Genomic DNA, 18477 nt, shown 5'->3' with positions numbered 1-18477 from the left:
TTCCTGGTCGTGCGGCCGTCCCGGGGGTGGCAGCGGGGCAGGGCGGTCAGATCATCGTGAGGCCACCGGAGACCGAGAGGGTCTGGCCGGTGATGTACTTCGAGGCGGGAGAGGCCATGAAGGCCACGGCGTTCGCCAGGTCCTCCGGCTGGGCCAGCCGCCGCAGCGGGATGGACTTCTCCAGGGCCGTGCGCAGCTTGGGGTTCTCGGCGGAGATCTGCTCGAACAGCGGGGTGTCGGCGGGCCCGGGGCAGACGGCGTTGGCCGTCACCCCGTGGCGGGCGGCCTCCCGGGCCAGGGTCTTGGTGAAGGCCACCACCCCGCCCTTGCAGGCGGAGTACACGGCCTCGCCGCTGGATCCCACGCGGGCCGCGTCCGAACCGATGTTCACCACCGTGCCGTGGCCCTGGTCGACCATCCTGCGCACCACGGACTGGGAGCAGTGCAGGACCCCGTAGAGGTTGATGCCGATGACGCGGTCCCAGACGTCCACCTCGGAGTCGAGGAAGGGCCCGACCTTGTCCCAGCCCGCGTTGTTGACCAGGACGTCGATGCGCCCGAAGGTGGACATGACCTGTTCGGTCATCGCGTCCACGGCGGCCCGGTCGGTGACGTTCACTGAGATGCCGATGGAGCCGTTGCCCAGTGCGGCGGCGGTGGCCTCGGCGGCCTCGCCGTTGAGGTCGGCGACGACGACGGTCGCGCCCTCGGCGACGAGGCGGGTGGCGATGCCCTTGCCGATGCCGCTGGCGGCGCCGGTCACGATGCAGATCCGGCCCTGCAGGTTCTCGTCGTTGACGGTGGTGTTCGTGGTCTGTTCAGTCATGGTGTGCTCCATGGGTCGAGTGGTCTGGCGGCCGTGGGTGGCGTCGCCGGGAGGAGGCGGTGGTCGCACCGGTTCAGGGCGCGACCTCGCGGGGCAGGTTCTGCCGCGAGATGATGAGCTTCATGATCTGGGCGGTACCGTCCCCGATCTGCAGGCCGAGGACGTCCCGCATCCGCTGTTCGATCGGCCGGGTGGTGAGGTAGCCGAACTGGCCGTGGGACAGCAGGCACTGGTTGATGACGTCGTAGGCCGTCTTCGGCGCCCACCACTTGCACATGGCCGCCTCCTTGGTGTGCGGCAGGCCCGCGTCCTTGAGCCACAGGGTCTTCTGGCACAGCACCCGGGCCGCGGTCAGCAGGGTGTCCGCCTCGGCCAGCGGGAAGGACAGTCCCTGGAACTTGCTGATGGGCTGGTCGAAGGCCATCCGCTGGCCGGCGTACTCCCAGGTCTCGTCGAGGGTGACCTGGGCGGCACCGATGACCTGGAGGCCTATGAGGGCGCGGGAGAAGTCGAATCCCTGCATGACCTCCGTGAAGCCCCTGCCCTCGGCTCCGAGCAGGTTCTCTTCCGGGATCCAGGTGTCCGTGAAGGTGACGAACCCGCGGCCCACGCACTTGGTGCCCATGTCCGGGGTGGCCTCCCGTGCGACGCCGTCGCGGTCGAGTTCCACCAGGAAGGCGCTGATGCCCCGGCCCCGGCGGTTCTCCTCGGTCCGGGCGAAGACCACCGTGGCGCCGGCGTGGAGGGCGAAGGACATCGACTTGGTGCCGTTGAGCACCCAGCCGCCGTCCTGGCGCCGCGCGGTGAGGCCGGGATTGCCGGCGTCCGAGCCGCCGTCGGGCTCCGAGAGGCCGATGGCCACGATGTCCTCACCGCTGGCGATCCTCGGCACCCATGCCCTGGCCAGCTCGGGGCCGGCGTTGCGGGCCAGGATCTGCCCCACCAGGGAGCCGACCACCTGGACGTAGCCGACGTTGATGTCCCCGCGGGAGATCTGCTCGGTGATCATGCCCGCGGTCAGGGCCCGCTCGCCGCGTCCGCCCAGCTCCTCCGGGAGCTCGGGGGCGATCAGCCCGCGCGCGCCCATCTCACACCGGAGGGCCGGGTCGATGATCCGGTCCGCCTCCCGCTGCCGGTAGCCCGGCGCCAGCTCCTCGGCCATTGCCGCCGCGGCATCGATGTAGCCCTGCATCGCCGTGTCGATCGTGAAGTCCATGAGTCCCTCGTCTGGTCCTGGTGTGGTGGTCGTGGTGGCTCTGCCGACGGTCAGTGGCTGACGACCTTGGAGGCGAAGTCGGGTGCCCGCTTCTGGGCGAAGGCGATGGCGCCCTCCATGCCCTCGGGTGACACGGCGTAGAGGTCCAGGGCGGACATCGCCATGGCGCTCAGGCCGGCCTGGTGCTCGGTGTCGGCGTTGAAGGACTGCTTGAGGAAGCGGATGGCGGTCGGCGACTTCGCCGCGATCTCGTCGGCCCAGGCGAGGGCCTCGTCCATCAGCCGGTCCGGTTCGACGACGGCGTTGACCAGGCCCCAGCGCTCGGCGGTGGCGGCGTCGTACTTGCGGCAGAGGTACCAGATCTCGCGGGCGCGCTTCTCGCCGACGATGCGGGCCAGGAAGGCCGAGCCGAAGCCCGCGTCGAAGGACCCGACGCGCGGGCCCGCCTGCCCGAACTGGGCGGTGGAGGAGGCGATGGTCAGGTCGCACAGCACGTGCAGCACGTGCCCACCGCCGATGGCGAGGCCGTTGACGGCGGCGATGACCGGCTTGGGCAGGTCGCGGATGGTCTTGTGCAGCAGGCCGATCTCGAACATGCCGGACTCGCTCGGGCCGTAGTCCCCGGTCTCGGCGCGCTGCTTGACGTCCCCGCCGGTGCAGAAGGCCTTCTGTCCGGCCCCGGTGAGGATCACGGCCTGCACGCCGCGGTCGGCCCAGGCCAGCTTGAGGGCCTTGATGAGCTCCTCGACGGTCTGGGAGCGGAAGGCGTTGTAGCGGTCCGGGCGGTTGATGGTGATCACGGCGGCGGCGTTGCGGCGCTCGTAGGTGATGTCCCCGAAGTCCGGGACGGCCGGGGCCTGGGACGAATCGGTGGTGGCGGTGGAGTTCTCAGCGGTCATGATGGTCCTTTCCGTGGTGGCCCTGCCGAGTCTCCGGGCAGGTCCAGGGGTGGGTGGTCGGGGCGGTCCGCGCTCAGGCGGGCGCGCCCAGCAGGTCGGCGTACGCGGCTCGGTGGTCGGGGTGCACGGCCGTGGCGAGCATGAGGGCCGACTGGCTCGCCACGAACTCCTCGAACGTCATCCTCGAGGCGAAGTACCAGTGCTTCAGGGACCACGAGTGGGCGATGAGGAGCAGGTCGTAGGAGAGGATCCGGGTGTCGACCGGCATCAGCAGGCCGCGGTCCAGGGCCTCCTGGATGGCGTCGGTCAGGGGCTGGGCCGTCCTGACCTCGAGGTCCTTGATGAGCCGGCGTCCCTCCTCGTCCAGGGTGTGGGACTCGCGGTACGTCAGCAGCACGGCCTCGCGGTTGTCGTCCACCACCCTGCAGTAGGCCGAGAAGGCCGCAACCATCCGCCGCACCGGGTCCGCCTCCGGCGCCACGGCCGCGGGGATGAGCCGTGCCATGTCGTCCAGGACGCCGAGGATCACGCCCTGGACGAGTTCCTGCTTGTTGGCGAAGTAGCGGTAGATCAGGCCCACGGAGACGCCCGCCTCGTCGGCCACCGCCTGCATGGAGACGCCGTGCGAACCGCTGCGCTCCATGAGCCGCGCCGCCGCCTCGAGCAGCTGGCGGGTCCGGGCGCCCGAGCGGGCCTGGCGCGCGGCCTCGGCCGGTACAGCCAGTTCTTCCGCGCCCTTCAGCACCATGGACCTGCCCCTTCAGTGTGCGTGAACCTAAGTTCACCAAGAATGAATGTTCGTTCATTCGTGACTGTACTCACACCTCGACGGCGGGGTCAAGGGTGCGAGGGACGTTAAACGACGAGGACCCCGGATCCAGTGGATCCGGGGTCCCGCGGGGCCGAGAGGGCCTGGGTCAGATGCTGTATTCCGGTGCCGCCCAGACGACGACCTCGGGATGCTCGTAGAAGCGGTATCCCTGACCGCGCACGGTGCGCACGGTCCCGGACAGCCGGCCCAGCTTGGAGCGCAGCCGGCGGATGTGGACGTCGATGGTGCGCTCGTTCGGCACGTCCTCGGCGTTCTTCCACAGCGATTCCAGCAGCTCGTCGCGCCCCACCGTGCGGCCGCCGTTCTCCACGAGGTAGTTCAGCAGCTCGAACTCCTTGTAGGTGAGGTTCAGCCCCTCACCGTCCAGCATCACCTCGCGGCGGGCCAGGTCGATCAGGACGCCGGGCTGACGGGTGGAGACGGGCGCGGGAGCCTGCAGCAGGTCCGGCCGGGTGCCCTGCTGGATGGTGGGATCACCCAGCACCTGGCGGACGACCTCCAGGTCGGCCCCGGGGGCGCCGGCCGGGGCGATGGCCACGGCCGCCGCGGACTGCGAGCCCGGGACCAGGGACTCCACGTAGTGGCGCAGCTCGTTGGCCAGCCGCGTCAGGGAGGTCCCGGCCGCCGAGGCCGCGGACTCGTCCATCCCCACGTAGATCACGAAGCCCCGCGCCTCCGTCTCGGTGGCCACGGCCTGGGGGCCGGGAATGCCGTTGGGGGCCAGCACCGGCGTCGGAGCGGTCTGGGGCTCGGCGTCCCGCGCGACCGCGCCGGAGTCGCCGTGGTCCTGCACCGACTGCAGCGGACGGGTGTGGGGCATCCCATAGGTCCCGCCGTGCTCGCGGTAACTGCGGACGCGGGCTGCGCGGCGCTGGGCGTTGCGGACCGAGATGTGGACGTATCCCTGGGGGCTGGTGGTCATGTCGATGAATCCTTGCGTCGATCTCCTCGTCGGCGTGGAGCCAGCAGGTCGGACCGGATCACGGTCGTCCCCGCCCGCCGCACACCGGCCAGGAGCCGGCCTGGTCGCACCGCCGACGCCATCGCCGGGCGGACTGGGCCTCAGGGAGGCCGACCAGGTCGCGGAACTTCATGTGACAACCCTGAAGCGTCACAATCCGTTCTCGCAAGTAACAATGGTCACGTTGTCTCACATCGTGAGACAGAGGCGCATTTTTGTGGCGAAGGTCACGTCATCTGAGGGGTCTGAAGCGCTCTTTGGCGTATTCCGGGGTAAGTTACCGCCTCTTTGCCCCGCGGTCCCCGTTTGTTACCGAGCCCGTTGCCGGTGCGACGCCCTCTATTCGGCGACGCCGTAGAGACGGTCACCGGCGTCCCCGAGGCCCGGGACGATGTAGGACTGCTCGTTCAGGCGCTCGTCGACGGCCGCCAGGTAGATGTCCACGTCGACGTCGGCCAGCTCGCCCTCCAGGCGCGCGATGCCCTCGGGCGCGCCCAGGAGGCAGATGCAGGTCACCCGGCGCGCCTTGCGGGCGTACATGAACCGGACCGCCTCGGCCAGCGTCCCGCCCGTGGCCAGCATGGGGTCCAGGATGAACACGTGCCGGTCCGTCAGGTCGGCCGGCAGTCGCTCCGCGTAGGTGACGATGTCCAGGGTCTCTTCGTTCCGGGCCATCCCCAGGAAGCCGACCTCCGCCGTCGGCGCCATCCGGACCATGCCCTCGAGCATCCCGAGGCCGGCGCGCAGGATCGGCACCACCAGCGGCGTGGGCCGCGCCAGCCGGACCCCGGTGGTGGTGGCGACGGGGGTCTCGATCCGGACGGGCTCCACCGCGACGTCCCGCGTGGCCTCGTAGGCCAGCAGCATGACCAGTTCCTCGGTCAGCTGCCGGAAGATCATGGACGGGGTGTCCCGCTTCCTGAGGACCGTGAGCTTGTGGGCTACCAGCGGGTGTTCGACGAGCTGTACGCGCATGGTGCCAACCCTACAGAAGGAGGGGCCGCGCCCCCCTCCGGATAGGCTCAGTCTCCATGCATCCCGAGCACGATTCCTGGATGGCGCTGGCCCTGGACGAGGCCCGCCGCGCCACGGACACCGGTGACGTGCCGATCGGCGCGGTGGTCCTGGGCCCGGACGGGACCGTGCTCGGCACCGGTCGCAACGAGCGGGAGGCGAGCGGGGACCCCACCGCCCACGCCGAGGTGCTGGCCCTGCGGGCCGCGGCGGCCGCGCGCCGGGACTCCGGGCACGACGACGGGTGGCGCCTGGAGGACTGCACCCTCGTGGTCACCCTGGAGCCCTGCGCCATGTGCGCGGGGGCGATCGTGCTGGCCCGCGTCCCGCGACTGGTCTTCGGCGCGTGGGACCCCAAGGCCGGGGCCTGCGGATCCGTGTTCGACGTCGTCCGCGAGCCGCGGCTGAACCACTGGGTCGAGGTGTTTCCCGGCATCCGCGAGCAGGAGTGCGCGGAGGTGCTGACAGGGTTCTTCCGCGCGCACCGGGGCTGAACCGGAGCTGAGGGCCGCGGGCCGGACGCGGCCCGCCGGACCCGCAGGAGCGGCGCTCCCGGAGCGTTGACCGGTGACTGGCGCCGGGGAAGAATTCACTGCACGGCCGGCCCGTCCGGGACCGGCACCGAACCGGAAGCTGGTCCGTCATGACTGGACCCCGACTCTCTCCCGAGGCGTTGCGCGCCCTGTCCTCAGCGGTACGCGGCACGGTGATCGGACCCGAGGACGCGTTGTACGACGACGCGCGGAGGGTGTGGAACGCGATGATCGACCGGCACCCGGCGGTGGTGGTCCGCGCCGGTGACGTGGCCGACGTCGCCCCCTGCCTGGAGTTCGCCGGGCGTCACGGGCTGCCCGTCGCACTGCGCGGTGGCGGCCACAGCGTGGCCGGCTACGGCACCGTGGACGACGGACTGGTGCTGGACCTCGGGAGCTGCCGCGACGTCACGGTCGACGTGGACACGGGCACGGCGACCGTGGCGCCGGGCGCGACCCTGGCGGACCTGGACCGGGCCACCACCGCCCACGGGCTGGCCGTGCCGATCGGGGTGGTCTCGGCCACCGGGGTCGCCGGGCTCACGCTGGGCGGCGGTTTCGGCTGGCTGACCCGGAAGCACGGGCTGACGGTGGACAACCTGCTGGCCGCGGACGTCGTCACGGCCGACGGGCGCACCGTGCACGCCAGCGCGGAGGAGAACCCGGACCTGCTCTGGGGATTGACGGGCGGCGGCGGGAACTTCGGGGCCGTCACCTCGTTCACCTTCGCGGCACACCCCCTGCCGCCCACGGTCCTGGGCGGCAACCTCATCTACTTCCGGCCCCGGTGGGAGGGGGCGCTCCGGGCCTTCGCCGACTGGACCCGGGACCTGCCGGACGAGATGACGGCCATCCTCACCGCGCTGACTCCCCCGCCGGACTGGGACCTGGGCGCTGACCCGATGCTGGTCATCGGCTTCGCCTGGGCCGGTGCGGAGCACGGCGAGGGCCTGGACCACGCCGACGAGCTGGCCGGGATGGCCCCGCCCGACGCCGAGGAGGTCGGCCCCACGGCATGGCCGGAGTGGCAGTCCGCGATGGACGGCCTGTTCCCGAAGGGTGTCCGCGCGTACTGGAAGAACTCGGGGGTGCTCCGGCTGGACGACGAGGTCATCGCGGTGCTGTGCGCGCGGGCGGAACAGCAGACCTGGCAGGGCACCGCCTTCGACCTGCACCACATGGGCGGGGCGTTCCGGCGCGTGGACCCCCGGGCGACCGCGTTCCCCGACCGGAGCCCGGAGTACTGGCTGAACGTCTACGGCTTCTGGGCGTCCGCGGCCGATGACGAGCGCAACATCGCCTTCGTGCGCGGCCTGGCCCGGGACGTGGAGCCGTTCTCCGGCGGCGCGCAGTACGTGAACTTCATGGCCCGGGAGCCCGAGGGCCCCTCCTCCGGACCGGACGAGGGGGACCTCTGGCGCCGGGCGGCAACCCTCTACGGCGAGGAGAAGCTGGACCGACTGGCCGCCCTGAAGAGGTGGTACGACCCGCAGAACGTCTTCCGGCTCAACCACAACATCCCGCCCCTGCGGGTGGGGGCCTGAACAGGATTCGGCGGTCCACCGACTCCTCCGGTAAGATGGACCGGTCTGGTGACGTGTCCGAGCGGCCGAAGGTGCAACACTCGAAATGTTGTGTAGGTTCACCCCTACCGTGGGTTCAAATCCCACCGTCACCGCCGACTGACAGGCCCTCGCCCCGCAATGACCGCGGCGGCGGGGGCCTGTTGTCTATCGGCGGCAGTCACCGACCACTGACGCCGGACCTTCTGGAGAGGCAGGACGATGAGCACTACGAGCACCCACGCGACCCTTCCGACCGATGCCGAGGTCGTGCGCTGGCGGCGGGACTTCCCACTGCTGGCCACCGAGGTCAACGGTCATCCCGTGGCCTACCTCGACTCCGGCGCCACCTCGCAGAAGCCGGCCGCCGTCCTGGACGCCGAGCGCGGTTACTACGAGCAGCTCAATGCGGCGGTCCACCGCGGCGCACACACCCTGGCCGCGGAGGCCACGGTGCTCTTCGAGGACGCCCGCGCCGCCGTGGCCGGTTTCGTGGGGGCCGCCGAGGACGAGGTGGTCTGGACCTCCAACGCGACCGAGGCCCTGAACCTGGTGGCCTACGCCTTCTCCAACGCCAGCGTGGGCCGCGGTGGTGAGGCGGCCGAGCGCTTCCGCCTGGGTCCCGGGGATGAGGTCGTGGTCACCGAGCAGGAGCACCACGCCAACCTGATCCCCTGGCAGGAACTGGCCGCCCGGACCGGTGCCACGCTGAGGTACATCCCCGTGACCGACGACGGCGCCCTGGACCTGGAGGCGGCCGGCACCGTCATCACCGACCGCACCCGGCTGGTGGCGTTCACCCACGTCTCGAACGTGCTGGGCGTGGTGAACCCGGTCCAGGAGCTGGTGGCCCGCGCTCGCGAGGTCGGCGCCCTCGTGGTGCTCGACGCGTGCCAGTCCGTCCCCCACCTGCCGGTGGACTTCCCCGCGCTCGACGTGGACTTCGCCGCCTTCTCCGGCCACAAGATGCTCGCGCCCACCGGGATCGGCGCCCTCTACGGCCGCCGGGAACTGCTCGCGGCCATGCCGCCGTTCCTCACCGGCGGGTCGATGATCACCACCGTCACCATGGAGGCCGCCGAGTACCTGCCCCCGCCGCAGCGCTTCGAGGCCGGCACCCAGAAGGTGTCCCAGGCGATCGCGTGGGCGGCCGCGGTGGACTACCTGCAGCAGATCGGCATGGACCGGATCGCCGCCCACGAGGCCGAGCTCGGCCGGCGGCTGCTCGCCGGCCTCCGGGAGATCCCGGGGATCCGGGTGCTCGGCGGGGACATCGAGGGTGAGCGGGTCGGCCTGGCGAGCTTCGACGTCACCGGGGTGCACGCCCACGACGTCGGCCAGTTCCTGGACGATCGCGGGATCGCGGTGCGCGTGGGCCACCACTGCGCCCAGCCGCTGCACCGCCGCTTCGGGGTGACCGCCTCGACACGGGCCAGCACGTACCTGTACACGACCGAGGACGAGGTCACCCGGTTCCTCGAGGGCGTGGCCGGCGTCGGCGAGTTCTTCGGGGTGCGCGCATGAGCGCTGCCGACCTGCAGGGCCTCTACCAGGAACTCATCCTGGACCACGCCAAGACCCCCTCGGGCACCGGGTTGATGGACTCCGCCGACGGGCAGTCGCACCAGCTCAACCCCACCTGCGGGGACGAGATCACGCTGCAGGTGCACCTCGGCGAGGGGGGCACCGTCGCCCACCTCCGCTGGGAGGGCCACGGGTGCGCCATCTCCCAGGCCTCGGCCTCGCTGCTGTCCGAGCTCGCCGAGGGCCTGTCCACCGCGGAACTGACCGAGCGGATCGACGCGTTCCGCACGGCCATGCAGTCCCGGGGGAAGATCCAGCCCTCCGAGGAGCTGTTCGGCGATGCCGTGGCCCTGGGCGGGGTCTCCCGCTACGTGGCCCGGGTCAAGTGCGCGATGCTCGCCTGGGTGGCCGCGGAGGACGCGCTCGCCCAGGCGACCGTGGGCCGCTGACCCGGCCTTTTCCCGGCCGGACTGTGCTCCGGCTGTTACCTGAATCACCTATCAGGTGTACCGTGCTGTGATCCAGCTCACAGCCGCAGTGCCCGGGAGAGGATGCCCGGCCGGCGTGAGGGAGGAGGAATCATGACCCCACCCGCTCACCCTGACCGGGACGACGCGTTCGACCGACCGGGCCCCGATCACCGCGGCCCGTCGGTCCCGGGCCCCACCGGACCACGGCGGACCCGTCGGCGACTGGTCCCCGTGCTGCTGGCCACGGTCCTGCTCTCGGCCCTGGCAGCCACCCTGACCCTGGTGGGGACCTCGTCCATGGCACAGGCGATCATCTGTCCACCGGGCTTCGAGACGCTGCCGGGTTGCACGGACACCGCAGGCGACGGGAGCGGTGACGACGGCACGACTCCGACGGGGACATGGACCACCGAGACCATCGCCGGGATGAGCGTGAACCTCTATGTGCCCGAGACCGCCCCGGCCCACCCGGACGGCAGGGCCCTGATGGTCACCCTGCACGGCTGCGTGCAGAAGGCCGCGGACCTGAGGAACGGCGGGAACTGGGCGGCCACGGCGGACGAGTACGGCATGGTGGTGGCCGTCCCGGCGGCACCGAACGGCGGGGTCCTGCTCGGCTGCTGGGACTACTACGACGCCCAGCACTCACGCACCTCCCCCGCCCGGCACGACGACAACCTGCTGGGACTGGTCTCCGCCCTGACCTCCCGGACCGGGGTGGGAGTGGACGCGGACCAGGTCTACCTGACCGGCCTGAGCTCGGGCGGCGGCCAGAGCATGGTCATGGGCTGCCTGGCCCCGGACGTCTTCGCGGGCATCGGGATCAACGCCGGCCCGACCGTCGGGACCACCTCGGGGCAGATCTCCTCGGTGGCCACCTCCACGGCCCAGGGCACCTCCACGTGCCGGACCTTCGCGGGCACCGCGGCCCCCTCCTTCGGCACCCAGCTGACCTCGGTCGTCTACGGCAGCAACGACTCCGTGGTGGCGCCCGGGTACAACCCGCTCAATGCCGAGATCATGGCGGGGCTGTATGGCGCGACCTCGACCTCGTCGTTCTCCCTGGCCGGCCTGGACGGGGCCAACACCGCCGGGACGGGAACCCTCTACTCGGACGCGGACGGTCCGCGGGTGTCCCTGGTCCAGAACACCGGGCTGGGACACAACTGGCCCGCGGGCGGCGGTCCGGGCGGTTCCTACATCTCCACCCAGAGCATCGACTACCCGGCGTACGTGACGGAGTTCTTCTTCGAGAACAACCGCCGCACCGGGCCGCCGCCGACCGGGGAACCGGAGCCCACGCAGGAACCGGAACCCACACAGGAACCGGAACCCACGCAGGAGCCGGAGCCCACCGCCGGTCCGGAGCAGTGTGTCACCGCGGCCAATGCGGACCACCGGTCTGCCGGCCGCGCGACCTCCTACGGCGTCAACCCCTACAACCCGTTCTACGCCGTCGGGTCCCAGGACTACCTGGGCCAGGGCGACGCCACGGTGACCAGCCTGCACCGGTCCGCGGACGGCGTCTTCGACCTGGTGCCGTCCTGCTGAGGCGCCGGCGGAGCCGCCGTTGAGTCCCTCAGGACGCGACGTCCCGCCGTCGGTCCAGCTGCCGGTCCAGGAAGTCGGTGATGACATCCCAGGTCAGCTGCTGGCCCGGCGGCGGGGCCGGGTCCAGGTGGGCGGACTCCACCTCGGTGTCCAGCACGGAACCGGACGCGGCGAAGCGGAAGTCGTGGCCGACGTCGGCCACCTCGTAGTAGGCGGTGGGCACCCCGGCGGCGTCGAGGGCCGCGAACAGCAGTGAGCTCTGCCGGTACGGCACCACCCAGTCGTCGGTCCCGTGCGCGATGAGGGTGGGAGGGTCCCCTGCGTCGATGTACGCCAGGGGGCTCGCGGCGATGGCCAGGTCCGGGTGACGGAGCGTCGAGGCCCCGATGAGCCGGGACTCGAAGGCCTGCAGGTCGTCGTGGCAGCGGGTGACCCCGTAGGACTCGTTGAACCGGTCGCAGGCCCCGGGCAGCATCTGCGAGGTGATGGAGAGGAAATCGGTGGGGGCGAAGAAATTCACCACCGCGTACACCCGCGAGGACACCCCCGTCACCCCCAGTTCCCCCTCGAGCGCCGGCTCGCCCGAGGTCACGCCGAGCATGGTGGCGATCCAGCCGCCGGAGGAGTTGCCGGCGGCCACGACCCGGTCCGGGTCCAGCCCGAACTCCTCGGCATGGGCGCGGATGAAGCGCACGGCCGCCTTGGCGTCGTGCACCTGGGCCGGGAAGACCGCCTGCTCGGAGCTGCGCACCGAGAACAGCGCCACCGCGTAACCGCGCCGCACCAGCTGTTCCGCCACCGGTTCGCCGCCCAGGTTGCCGCGGTCCGACGTCCAGCCCGAGCCCTGGCTCCACAACACGACGGGGTACGGTCCCCTGCCCCGTGCGGGCACGAAGAGGTCCAGGGTGCCCGCGTTGCCGGGCAGGACCGCGTACTCGAGCCCCAGCAGTGCCTCGGCGCCCCGGGGCAGGACCCGGGACGACGGCGGCCCGGCCTGGGCGAGCAGGGCCGGCACGGCCACCGCGATGACCACCGCCAGGGCGATGACCACCGCGAGGGCCCCGCCTGGGGTCCAACCGGGGGTCCAACCGGGGGTCCAGCGCCGCGGGGACCGCCGGCGACGGGAGGCGGGCCCGGGGTCCGCCGGCGACGAGGAACCCGGCGAGCCGGCGGGTGGTCCGGGGGCGTCGGCGGGAACGTCCATGCTGGGGCCTTTCGCGGACCGGGCCGGCCCATCCGGCGATGCCTCCACATTAACCGGAGGAAGCGCCCCGGTCAGGGCACGGTTCCGTCACGGGCGCGCCGCACGAGGAGATGTCAGGATGGACCCATGAGCGTGAGGATCCTGGCCGTTGGCAAGAAGCACGAGTCCTGGGTGTCCGAGGGCATCGACCGCTATTCCAGGCGCCTGAAGAAGCCCTTCGACCTCTCGTGGCAGCTGCTTCCGCACTCGTCGCGCGAGGGCGACACCGCGCGTGCCGAGGAGTCCGCGCGGATCCTGGCGAAGGTCGACGGCCGGGACCACCTGATGCTGCTCGACGAGCGGGGCAGGGGCTTCGACTCCCCCGGTCTGGCCCGTCACCTCCAGGGGCGGTTCGACCTCGGCCAGCAGGTCACGCTGGTGATCGGCGGCGCCTACGGCGTGGACGCCTCGGTGCACGAGCGGGCGGACACGGTGTGGTCGCTGTCGAAGCTGGTCTTCCCGCACCAGCTGGTCCGGCTCATCCTCGCCGAGCAGCTCTACCGGGCCCAGGAGATCGCCGGGGGCCGGCCCTACCACCACGTCTGAGCGTCCAGCGGCCGTCCCGGCCCCCGTTCCGGTGTCCGCGCCGGGGCGTACGCTGATGCCGATGACAGTTCTCCCGGATGCGCAGGCGGTCCTGGACCGCTTCACGCCCGCCACCCGCGAGTGGTTCGCGGGAGCCTTCGCGGCGCCCACGGACGCCCAGATCGGCGCCTGGGACGCGATCTCCAGCGGCCAGCACGCCCTCGTGGTCGCCCCGACCGGTTCCGGCAAGACCCTCTCGGCATTCCTCTGGGCCCTCGACGGGTTCCTGCGGCCTGCCGGGGACACCTCGCCGCCGTTCGGCCCGGCACAGGACCCCCTGCCGGGCGACCTGCCCGCCCCGGCCCCGGGGAAGCGGCCGAAGAACCTCACCCGGGTGCTGTACGTCTCCCCGCTCAAGGCCCTCGGCGTGGACGTGGAGCGGAACCTGCGGGCACCGCTGATCGGGATCACCCAGACCGCCCGGCGGCTGGGCGAGGAACCCCGTGACGTCAGCGTCGGCGTGCGCTCCGGTGACACCCCGGCCCGCGAGCGCCGTCAGCTGGTCAGCAGTCCCCCGGACATCCTCATCACCACCCCGGAGTCGCTCTACCTGATGCTGACCTCGCAGGCCCGGTCCACGCTGGGCGGGGTGGAGACCGTCATCGTGGACGAGGTCCACGCGGTGGCCGGGACCAAGCGCGGCGCGCACCTGGCCGTGTCCCTCGAGCGCCTCGACGCCCTGCTCCCCGCCCCGGCCCAGCGGATCGGGCTGTCCGCCACCGTGGAGCCGAAGGAGGAGGTCGCCCGGTTCCTCGGCGGCATCCAGCCGGTGCGGGTGGTGGCCCCGGGGTCGGCCAAGTCCTGGGACGTGCACGTCACCGTCCCGGTGCCGGACATGACCGAGCTGCCCTCGGCGGCCGGCGCCCACGACCTCGGACCCGGTTCCGGTCTGGAGGCCCAGGCCTCGATCTGGCCACACGTGGAGGAACGGATCGTGGACCTGGTCGCACGCAACCGGTCGACCATCGTCTTCGCGAACTCCCGGCGGTTGGCCGAGCGGCTCACCGGACGGCTCAACGAGATCTGGGAGGAGCGCCGGCTCGCCGCGTCCCTGGACGCGGAGGCCGGATCGGACGCGGCTGACGGCGGGCACGGCGGTGGGCGGGAGGAACCGGCACGCCTCGGTGAGGTCCTGGCCGGGGCGGTGCCCGACGCCCGGGGAGACCGGCCGGCCCCGGGACATGCTCCCGCCCAGCTGATGGGCGGGTCCGGCCAGTCCGCCGGGACGGTCACCGAGGGCACCGGCACCGAGTTCGCCCGGGCCCACCACGGTTCGGTCTCCAAGGAACAGCGCGCCCTCATCGAGGACGCGCTGAAGACCGGCCAGCTGCGCTGCGTGGTGGCCACCAGTTCGCTCGAGCTCGGCATCGACATGGGCGCCGTGGACCTCGTCATCCAGGTCGAGTCGCCGCCGTCGGTGGCCTCGGGACTGCAGCGCGTGGGCCGGGCCGGGCACCAGGTCGGGGAGACCTCCTCCGGCTGGTTCTTCCCCAAGCACCGTGGTGACCTGGTGGACACCACGGTCGTGGTGGAGCGGATGCTGGCCGGGAGGATCGAGTCCCTCACGGTGCCCGCCAATCCGCTGGACATCCTGGCCCAGCAGACCGTGGCGGCCTGCGCCCTGGACGAACTCGACGCCGAGGCCTGGTTCGACCGCCTGCGCCGCACCGCCCCCTTCGCGACCCTGCCGCACTCGGCCTACGAGTCCGTCCTGGACCTGCTCTCGGGCCGCTATCCCTCGGACGAGTTCGCCGAGCTGCGCCCCCGCGTGGTCTGGGACCGCGAGGCCGGTACCCTGACCGGTCGCAACGGCTCCCAGTGGCTGGCGGTCACCTCCGGTGGCACGATCCCGGACCGCGGGCTGTTCGGCGTCTTCCTGGCCGGCTCCGAGGATGCGGCGGGCACCGGTGCGGACGGCCCGACGGCGGCCGGCACCGCCCGCACCGGCGGCCGCCGCGTCGGCGAACTGGACGAGGAGATGGTCTACGAGTCCCGGGTGGGGGACGTCATCGTCCTGGGCGCCACCAGCTGGCAGATCCAGGACATCACCCACGACCGGGTGCTCGTCATCCCGGCGTTCGGCCAGCCCGGGCGGCTGCCGTTCTGGCGCGGCGACGCCGAAGGCCGCCCCGCCGAGCTGGGCGAGGCGGTCGGGGCCTTCCGCCGCGAGGTGGAGACGGCGCAGTCCGCGGCCGCGCCGTCCTCGGAACCCTCCGCCGAGGACGGGGGCGCCGGCGCCGGAACCCGGGCCGCGGACCGGTTGCAGGCCGCGGGCCTGGACGAGTGGGCCCGGGACAACCTCACCGCCTACCTGACGGAGCAGCGCGAGGCGACCGGGGTGCTGCCCACCGAGAAGACCCTCGTCGTCGAGCGCTTCCACGACGAGCTGGGCGACTGGCGCGTGGTGCTGCACTCCCCCTACGGGATGCCGGTGCACGCCCCGTGGGCGCTGGCCGTGGGCGCCCGGCTGCACGCCCGGTACGGGATGGACGGCTCGGCCATGGCCGCGGACGACGGGATCGTGCTGCGCGTGCCGATGATGGAGGACGAGCCGCCCGGGGCCGAGCTGTTCCTGTTCACGGCCGAGGAACTGGAGGAGATCGTCACCGCGGAGGTGGGCGGATCGGCGCTGTTCGCCGCCCGGTTCCGGGAGAACGCCGCCCGCGCCCTGCTGCTGCCGCGGCGGGACCCGCGCAGGCGTTCACCGTTGTGGCAACAGCGCCAGCGGGCGGCCCAGCTGCTGGAGGTCGCCCGGAAGTACCCGCAGTTCCCCATCATCCTGGAGACCGTCCGGGAGTGCCTCCAGGACGTCTACGACCTGCCGGCCCTGAAGCGGCTGGCCGGCCGGATCGAGGACAAGTCCCTGCGCCTGGTGGAGACCACCACGCAGTCCCCCTCCCCGTTCGCCCAGTCCCTGCTGTTCGGCTACGTGGCCCAGTTCATCTACGAGGGCGACTCCCCGCTGGCCGAGCGCCGCGCCGCCGCCCTCTCGCTGGATCCCGGGCTGCTCAATGAGCTGCTGGGCCGGGCCGAGCTGGCGGACCTGCTGGACCCGGGCGTCATCGCCACGGTCGAGGCCGACCTGCAGCGGCTCTCCCCCACCCGGCGGGTCAGGGGAGCCGAGGGACTGGCGGACCTGTTGCGACTGCTGGGCCCGCTGACCGCCGCCGAGGCCGCCGCCCGCCTGCAGTCACCGGAGGCCGAGGACGCCGAACCGGGTGCCGGTGCCGCGACGGAACACCAGGCCGCCACCCTGCTCGACGAGCTGGTCGCGGCGAACCGGGCCCTGCGGATCCGGCTGGGCGGGCGGGAACACTACGCCGCCATCGAGGACGCCGCCCGCCTGCGCGACGCCCTCGGCGTCGCCCTGCCCATGGGCGTCCCGCTGGCGTTCATCGAACCGGTCACCGACCCCCTCGGCGACCTGGTCTCCCGCTATGCCCGCACCCACGGCCCCTTCACCGCCACCGTGGCCGGCGCCGCGCTGGGGCTCGGTGCCGCCGTCGTGCTCCAGGTCCTGCAGCGGCTCGCGGCCGAGCGCCGCGTCAGCGAGGGACGCTACCGTCCCGGCGGGACGGGCCAGCCAGGGCCGCTGGACACCGAGTGGTGCGAGGTCGAGGTGCTGCGCCGCATCCGGCGCCGCTCGCTGGCCGCCCTGCGGGCCGAGGTCGAACCGGTGGAACAGCCCGCCTACGCCCGCTTCCTCGCCGACTGGCAGCACCTGGATCCCGCCCCCGGCGGCGGCTCCCCGGCCACCCTGCGCGGCGGGGACGGCGTGGCCACCGTCCTCGACCAGCTCTCCGGCGTGCCGGTCCCGGCCAGTGCGTGGGAGTCGCACGTGCTGCCGGCCCGCGTGCGCGACTACGCCCCGTCCCAGCTCGATGAGCTGCTGGCCACCGGGGAGTTCCTCTGGTCCGGCACCGCCGCGGCGGCCGGCAACGACGGCTGGATCGCGTTCCACCACGTCGACTCGGTGGACCTGAGCCTGGCCCGCGCCGAGGACTTCGAGCCGAACCCGGTGCACCGGTCGCTGCAGGAGGTGCTCGACGGCGGCGGGGCCTGGTTCTTCGGCCCGCTCGCCGGCCGCGTGCGCGAGGGCTGGAGCGGTGACGACGACCGTCCGACGAACGCGGACGTCCTCGCCGCCCTCTGGGACCTGGTCTGGGCCGGGCGCGTCGGCAACGACACCCTGGCCCCGGTCCGCGGGCTGCTCGGCCAGGGACGGACCGCCCACAAGTCCCGGGCGCGCACCCCCCGCGCCCGGCCCGCCCGTCCCGGACGCGGCGCCCGCCTCTCGCGGCTGCGGCGCCTCGAGGAGGTCACCGGTTCCCTCGACGCGGCCCTGGCCGGTGACGACGGGACCTTCCACGGGCCCGCCGGGACGGGACTTCCCACCGAGCTCGGGCCCACGGGAGCCGCGCGGGCCGCGGGACGGTGGTCGCTGCTGCCGGCCCCGGCCACCGACCCCACCCTGAGGGCCCACTCGGCCGCCGAGTACCTGCTGGACCGCTACGGCGTCATCACGCGGGGCTCGGTCATGGCCGAGGAGGTGCCCGGGGGCTTCGCCACCCAGTACCGGCTCCTCACCCGGATGGAGGAGGCCGGCCAGGTCCGCCGCGGGTACTACATCGAGCACCTCGGCGCCGCCCAGTTCTCCACCGGGGCCACCGTGGACCGGTTGCGCGGCTTCGCCCGCCAGGACGTGGCCGAGTCCCCCGCGGCGGGTCCGTCCACGGCGGCCGCCCACGTCGCCCCGGCCGGTGTGACGTGGTCCCCGCCGGCCCCCTCGGCCGCCACCTCCTGGACGCCGCCCGGACGGAACCCCCGTCCTGACCCCGGTCCTCCCGCCGTCGCGCTGGCCGCCACGGATCCCGCCAACCCCTACGGCGCGGCCCTGCCGTGGCCGGAGATCCCCGCCGGCCAGGACGGGGTGCGCCCCACCGGCCAACGTCCGGGACGCAAGGCCGGAGCCGTCGTCGTGCTCGTCTCCGGTGAGCTGGTGCTGTACGTGGAGCGCGGCGGGCGCACCCTGCTGTGCTTCTCCGAGGACCCGGACGTGCTCGGGCCCACGGCCCGGGCCCTGGCGTGGGCACTGCGCACGGCGCGGGTGGAGAAGATGTCGCTGGAGAAGGTCAACGGCCTGCCGGTACCGGGCACGGCCCTGGCCGCCGCCCTGTTGGAGGCGGGCTTCTACTCCTCGCCCTCCGGCATGAGGTTCCGGTCGTGAGGCCCGCCAGGACCTCACGGGAGCGCCCCGGAGG

At 72.6% G+C, this 18477-nt stretch carries 14 protein-coding genes and 1 tRNA gene; 8 read left to right on the top strand and 7 right to left on the bottom strand.

The window, feature by feature from the left end:
- Positions 1-46: 46 nt before the first annotated feature.
- The 6 genes from GGQ69_RS00125 to upp all read right to left on the bottom strand — a co-directional run bounded on the left by GGQ69_RS00125 (position 47) and on the right by upp (position 5709).
- Positions 47-826, bottom strand: a complete 780-nt coding sequence (locus tag GGQ69_RS00125) for an SDR family NAD(P)-dependent oxidoreductase (RefSeq protein ID WP_183523273.1) — start codon at positions 824-826, stop codon at positions 47-49.
- A gap of 73 nt (positions 827-899) precedes the next feature.
- Positions 900-2042, bottom strand: a complete 1143-nt coding sequence (locus tag GGQ69_RS00120; RefSeq protein WP_183523271.1) for an acyl-CoA dehydrogenase family protein — start codon at positions 2040-2042, stop codon at positions 900-902.
- Positions 2043-2092: 50 nt separating this feature from the next.
- Entirely contained in the window at positions 2093-2941 is an 849-nt protein-coding gene (locus tag GGQ69_RS00115; RefSeq protein WP_183523269.1) for an enoyl-CoA hydratase-related protein, read from the bottom strand.
- Positions 2942-3014: 73 nt separating this feature from the next.
- Complete coding sequence (locus GGQ69_RS00110; RefSeq protein WP_183523267.1) at positions 3015-3689, bottom strand: TetR/AcrR family transcriptional regulator; 675 nt, start codon at positions 3687-3689, stop codon at positions 3015-3017.
- Between the two features lie 169 nt (positions 3690-3858).
- Entirely contained in the window at positions 3859-4695 is an 837-nt protein-coding gene (locus GGQ69_RS00105; RefSeq protein ID WP_183523265.1) for a winged helix-turn-helix domain-containing protein, read from the bottom strand.
- Positions 4696-5073: 378 nt separating this feature from the next.
- Positions 5074-5709, bottom strand: coding sequence for a uracil phosphoribosyltransferase (upp, locus tag GGQ69_RS00100; protein ID WP_183523263.1), 636 nt, complete (start codon positions 5707-5709; stop codon positions 5074-5076).
- A gap of 56 nt (positions 5710-5765) precedes the next feature.
- On the opposite strand from upp, the gene tadA reads away from it, so the two are divergent.
- The 6 genes from tadA to GGQ69_RS00070 all read left to right on the top strand — a co-directional run bounded on the left by tadA (position 5766) and on the right by GGQ69_RS00070 (position 11388).
- Entirely contained in the window at positions 5766-6242 is a 477-nt protein-coding gene (gene tadA / locus GGQ69_RS00095; protein ID WP_183523261.1) for a tRNA adenosine(34) deaminase TadA, read from the top strand.
- Between the two features lie 149 nt (positions 6243-6391).
- A complete protein-coding gene (locus tag GGQ69_RS00090; protein ID WP_183523259.1) occupies positions 6392-7825 on the top strand; it encodes an FAD-binding oxidoreductase in 1434 nt (477 codons plus the stop codon).
- A gap of 47 nt (positions 7826-7872) precedes the next feature.
- Positions 7873-7959: transfer RNA gene (locus GGQ69_RS00085), tRNA-Ser, on the top strand.
- Positions 7960-8065: 106 nt separating this feature from the next.
- The gene (locus GGQ69_RS00080; RefSeq protein WP_183523257.1) at positions 8066-9367 is read left to right on the top strand and encodes a cysteine desulfurase; all 1302 of its coding nucleotides are present in this window, start codon (positions 8066-8068) and stop codon (positions 9365-9367) included.
- Entirely contained in the window at positions 9364-9816 is a 453-nt protein-coding gene (sufU, locus tag GGQ69_RS00075; protein WP_183523255.1) for a Fe-S cluster assembly sulfur transfer protein SufU, read from the top strand. Before GGQ69_RS00080 ends, sufU begins: the two co-directional genes overlap by 4 nt.
- Positions 9817-9948: 132 nt before the next feature.
- Positions 9949-11388 carry a PHB depolymerase family esterase gene (locus GGQ69_RS00070; protein WP_255459351.1) on the top strand — a complete coding sequence of 480 codons (1440 nt, stop codon included), beginning with the start codon at positions 9949-9951 and terminating at the stop codon, positions 11386-11388.
- 28 nt (positions 11389-11416) lie between these two features.
- Here the strand turns inward: GGQ69_RS00070 and GGQ69_RS00065 are convergent, their stop codons facing one another.
- Positions 11417-12592, bottom strand: coding sequence for an alpha/beta hydrolase (locus GGQ69_RS00065; RefSeq protein ID WP_183523253.1), 1176 nt, complete (start codon positions 12590-12592; stop codon positions 11417-11419).
- 126 nt (positions 12593-12718) lie between these two features.
- Between GGQ69_RS00065 and rlmH the strand changes: the two genes are divergently transcribed.
- The gene (gene rlmH / locus GGQ69_RS00060) at positions 12719-13177 is read left to right on the top strand and encodes a 23S rRNA (pseudouridine(1915)-N(3))-methyltransferase RlmH (protein ID WP_183523252.1); all 459 of its coding nucleotides are present in this window, start codon (positions 12719-12721) and stop codon (positions 13175-13177) included.
- Between the two features lie 61 nt (positions 13178-13238).
- Positions 13239-18443: an ATP-dependent helicase gene (locus GGQ69_RS00055; protein ID WP_183523251.1), complete on the top strand. Its 5205-nt coding sequence runs from the start codon at positions 13239-13241 to the stop codon at positions 18441-18443.
- Positions 18444-18477: the final 34 nt, after the last annotated feature.

Source organism: Micrococcus sp. TA1 (assembly GCF_014199555.1).
Lineage (GTDB): Bacteria > Actinomycetota > Actinomycetes > Actinomycetales > Micrococcaceae > Citricoccus.
The sequence above is the reverse complement of the archived record's forward strand: the minus strand, read 5'-3'. Positions and strand labels throughout refer to the sequence as shown.

Bases quoted from the DNA above. Each gene is read 5' to 3' on its own strand.
- GGQ69_RS00065 (WP_183523253.1), bottom strand. From the start codon at position 12,592: ATGGACGTTCCCGCCGACGCCCCCGGACCACCCGCCGGCTCGCCGGGT.
- GGQ69_RS00070 (WP_255459351.1), top strand. From the start codon at position 9,949: ATGACCCCACCCGCTCACCCTGACCGGGACGACGCGTTCGACCGACCG.
- upp (WP_183523263.1), bottom strand. From the start codon at position 5,709: ATGCGCGTACAGCTCGTCGAACACCCGCTGGTAGCCCACAAGCTCACG.
- GGQ69_RS00110 (WP_183523267.1), bottom strand. From the start codon at position 3,689: ATGGTGCTGAAGGGCGCGGAAGAACTGGCTGTACCGGCCGAGGCCGCG.
- GGQ69_RS00125 (WP_183523273.1), bottom strand. From the start codon at position 826: ATGACTGAACAGACCACGAACACCACCGTCAACGACGAGAACCTGCAG.
- GGQ69_RS00080 (WP_183523257.1), top strand. From the start codon at position 8,066: ATGAGCACTACGAGCACCCACGCGACCCTTCCGACCGATGCCGAGGTC.
- GGQ69_RS00105 (WP_183523265.1), bottom strand. From the start codon at position 4,695: ATGACCACCAGCCCCCAGGGATACGTCCACATCTCGGTCCGCAACGCC.
- rlmH (WP_183523252.1), top strand. From the start codon at position 12,719: ATGAGCGTGAGGATCCTGGCCGTTGGCAAGAAGCACGAGTCCTGGGTG.
- sufU (WP_183523255.1), top strand. From the start codon at position 9,364: ATGAGCGCTGCCGACCTGCAGGGCCTCTACCAGGAACTCATCCTGGAC.
- GGQ69_RS00090 (WP_183523259.1), top strand. From the start codon at position 6,392: ATGACTGGACCCCGACTCTCTCCCGAGGCGTTGCGCGCCCTGTCCTCA.
- GGQ69_RS00120 (WP_183523271.1), bottom strand. From the start codon at position 2,042: ATGGACTTCACGATCGACACGGCGATGCAGGGCTACATCGATGCCGCG.
- GGQ69_RS00115 (WP_183523269.1), bottom strand. From the start codon at position 2,941: ATGACCGCTGAGAACTCCACCGCCACCACCGATTCGTCCCAGGCCCCG.
- GGQ69_RS00055 (WP_183523251.1), top strand. From the start codon at position 13,239: ATGACAGTTCTCCCGGATGCGCAGGCGGTCCTGGACCGCTTCACGCCC.
- tadA (WP_183523261.1), top strand. From the start codon at position 5,766: ATGCATCCCGAGCACGATTCCTGGATGGCGCTGGCCCTGGACGAGGCC.